Origin of the sequence: Streptomyces capoamus (genome assembly GCF_014654935.1) — a bacterium.
GTDB classification, from domain to species: Bacteria; Actinomycetota; Actinomycetes; order Streptomycetales; family Streptomycetaceae; genus Streptomyces; species Streptomyces capoamus.
In genome coordinates, this window is sequence record NZ_BNBF01000054.1 from 1 (window position 1) to 3,848 (window position 3,848).

At 75.1% G+C, this 3,848-nt stretch carries 1 protein-coding gene; it reads right to left on the reverse strand.

The window, feature by feature from the left end:
* Positions 1-3,848: condensation domain-containing protein (locus IE312_RS43625; protein ID WP_229900928.1), on the reverse strand; the 3,848-nt coding region annotated here is incomplete at both ends.

The following is a 3,848-nucleotide window of genomic DNA, read 5'->3' on the forward strand; positions in this document are numbered from 1 at the left end:
GTCCCCACCGGCACCAGACCACCGGTGTCATTCACCCCCCGCACCAACCACTCCCACTCCCCACCCGACAACACGTCCACCGCACTCACGCGGGTGTACGGGTCGGCGAGCAGCTGGCGCAGGATCCGTACGAAGCGCTGCCCGATGTCCTCGGCCTCGGACCTGGGCAGGACGCCCGCCTGGTAGTCGAGGGAGAGCCGCAGGTGCGGGTCGGCGGCGTTCAGCGTGAGGGGGTAGTGCGAACCGGCGAAGGGGCGGACGCCCGTGATGCCGATGCCCGCGCTCGCGTTGGCCTCGGTGATGCCCTCGCGGTCGACGGGGTAGGACTCGTAGACGACCAGCGAGTCGAACAGGTGGGTGAGGCCGGTGCTCTGCTGGATGTCGGAGAGGCCGTAGTACTGGTGGTCCATCAGCGCGGCCTGCCGTCGCTGGAGTCCGGTGAGCACCTCGGCCGCGGTCGCCTCCGGCGGGCAGTGCACGCGCACGGGCAGGGTGTTGATGAACAGCCCCACCATCTCGTCGGCGCCGGGCAGGCCGGCCGGACGCCCGGCGACGGTCGCACCGAACACCACGTCGTCGCGGCCGGTGAGCCGGGACACCAGCAGACCCCAGGCGCCCTGCACCAGCGTGTTGAGGGTGATGCCGAGTTCGGCGGCGCGCCGGGACAGGCGCCGGCCCTCGTCGATGGTCAGGTCGAGTTCGACCCGGCCGAGTCCGGAGGGGGCCGGTGACTGCTCGGCGGCACCCGCCGGCCGGGCCGCCAGCAGCGTCGGCTCCCCGAAGCCGGCCAGTTCCTCGGCCCAGGCGGCGCCCGACCGCGTACGGTCCTGCGCGGCCAGCCAGGCGAGGTACTCGCCGTAGCCGCGCACCCGGGGCAGCGCGGAGGTGTCGCCGGAGGCCGCGTAGAGCCGCAGCAGGTCCTTGATCAGCAGCGGGGACGACCAGCCGTCGAACAGCGCGTGGTGCGCGGTGACCACGAGCTCGGCTCGTTCGGCGTCCCAGGTGACGAGCGACAGGCGCATCAGCGGCGGGTCGGCCGGGTCGAAGTGCGCGGCCCGGTCCTCGGCCAGGAACTCCTCCAGGGCGGCCGTACGGGCGGCGTCGTCCAGCCCGGTCAGGTCGAGGTGCCGGAAGGGGAGCCGCACCTGCTCCGGCACGATCTGCACCGGGTCGCCGTCGGCGGCCGGGACGAAGGCCGCGCGCAGATTGGGATAGCGCGCGAGCAGCGCCTGGCCGGCGGACCGCATGCGGTCGGGGTCGACCCGGCCGTCCACGTGGAAGACCAGCTGCATGTGGTAGACGTCGAACGAGGTGCCCGCCATCAGGGCGTGGAAGAGGATGCCCGACTGCACGGGGGTGAGCGGCCACACCTGGCCGAGCCGTCCGTACCGCGCCTGCCAGGCCTCCAGTTCCGACTGCCCCACCGGGACCAGCGGGGCGTCGGAGGGCGTCAGTCCGCCGGCGCCGGGCTCGCTGCCGTGGGCGGCCAGGCCGCGCAGGGCCTCGACCCACAGTCCGGCCAGTTCCTCGACGTCCTCGCGGGCCAGCACGCCGGTCGGGAAGCCGAGGAAGGCGGTCAGGTCGGTGCCGTCGGGGCCGTCGGCGGCCACGGCGTTGATCTCCAGCGTGGACAGGACGGACATGTCCGCGTCCGGTTCCGGGATCAGCTCGCCGACGTCCGCGGCCGGTGTCCAGCCGAGTCCGCGCATGCTCGCGGGCAGGTCGGCGGCGGAGACCCGGCCGAGGTAGTTGAAGCCGATCTGCGGTTCCGGCAGGCCGGCCAGCTCGGCGGCCGTCTCCGGGTTGAGGTGGCGCAGCAGGCCGTAGCCGATGCCCTTGTCGGGGACCGCGCGCAGCTGCTCCTTCACCGCCTTCAGCGCCCGCCCGGCGGCGGGGCCGCCGGCGGCGGCCTCGTCCAGGTCGACACCGGTCAGGTCGAGCCGGACCGGGTACATGCTGCTGAACCAGCCGACGGTGCGCGACAGGTCGGCGCCGGGCGCCACCGCCTCCTCACGGCCGTGCCCCTCCAGCTGCACGAGCGCGGCCGGCCCCGTCCTGCCGCGGGCCGCCCGCCAGCGGCCGAGGGCCACCGCGAACGCGGTCAGCAGGACGTCGTCGACGCCCGCCCGGAAGGCGGCCGGGACCGTCGACAGCAGGGGTTCGGCGATCCGGGCGGGGACCCGCACCCTTACCCGGTCGACGGTGCCCATCACGTCGACGGCCGGGTCCAGCGGGCGCGTGCCCAGCAGCGGGTCCGACCCCTCCAGGGTGCGCAGCCACGCGTCCAGTTCCGCGGTGCGTTCCGGCGCGGCGGCCTCGTCCACCAGGGCGTGCGCCCACCGCCGGACCGAGGTGCCGACCGCGGGCAGCACCGGTTCCTCGCCGTCGGCGACCTGCTCCCAGGCGGCGGCGAGGTCGGGCAGCAGGATGCGCCAGGAGACGCCGTCGACCACGAGGTGGTGGAAGACCACCAGCAGCCGGTCGTCGCCGATCCGCACGAACTGCGCCATCACGCCCGCGGCCGGGTCCAGCCGGCCCACGGCGGCGTCGAGTTCGGCGGCCGGGTCGGTGCCGTCCGCCGCCTCCCGCAGCAGCGTCCCGGCGTCCACCGAGCCGGCCGGCTCGACGTACAGCCCCGGCTCCGGGGCGTCGACGAGCCGGGCGCGCAGGAGGTCGTGCCGGTCGATGACCGCGTTCAGGGTGGTCACCAGGCCGTCCCGGTCGATGCCCGCCGGGAGGGTGAGCAGCTGGGACATGGCGTAGCGCCGGTGGCCGCCGCGCCGGCCGAGGACGTGCCGGGCCACCGGCAGCAGCGGCAGCCAGCCGGTGCCGCCGCCGTCCAGCTCGGCGAGGACGGCGCTGTCGCCGCCGCGCAGCCGTACCGACTCGGCGAGCGCGGCGACCGTGCGGTGCTCGAAGACCTCACGGGCGGAGAGTTCCACGCCCCTGGCCCGGGCCCGGGCGACGACCTGCACGGAGCGGATGCTGTCGCCGCCGCAGGTGAAGAAGTCGTCGTCCACGCCGATCCGGTCCCGCCCCAGGACCTCGGCGTACACCTCGGTGAGCGTCTGCTCCAGTTCGGTGCCCGGTGCCCGGTACTCGCCCTCGGCCAGGACGGGCTCGGGCAGGGCCGCCCGGTCGACCTTGCCGTTGGCCGTCAGCGGCAGCCGGCTCAGCATCACGACCGCCGACGGCACCATGAACTCCGGCAGCCGCTTGGCGACGAAACGCCTGAGCTCCACGTCGGTCACGCCCGCGTACACGTCGAAGTCGCCGATGCCGCCCGCGCCGTCGCCGCCCACCGCGCCGTCACCGCCGACGGGGACGACGTAGCCGACCAGTTGGCGGGTGCCGCGCGTCTCGCGGGCGACGACCACGGCCTGCGCCACGCCCGGGTGGGCGATCAGGGCGGCCTCCACCTCGGCCGGTTCGATGCGGAAACCGCGCACCTTGACCTGCGCGTCGGCCCGGCCGACGTACTCCAGCTGCCCGTCGGTGTTCCACCGGGCCAGGTCGCCGGTGCGGTACATGCGCCGGCCCGCGGCGAACGGGTCGGCGACGAAGCGTTCGGCGGTCAGGCCGGGGCGCCCCAGGTAGCCGCGCGCCATCGCGCCGGACACGTACAGCTCGCCGACGACGCCGGGCGGCACGGGGGCGAGGCCCGGGCCGAGGACGTAGGCCCGCATGTGGTCCAGGGGGGTGCCGATGGGCGCGCTGCCGGTGCCGTCCCACGGTTCCGCCGCGTCCAGGGTGAAGGCGGTGGCGTAGAAACTCTCGCTCTGGCCGTAGCCGTTGACGATCCGCACCCCGGGTACGGCTTCGCGCAGCCGCTGGACCAGGGACGCGGG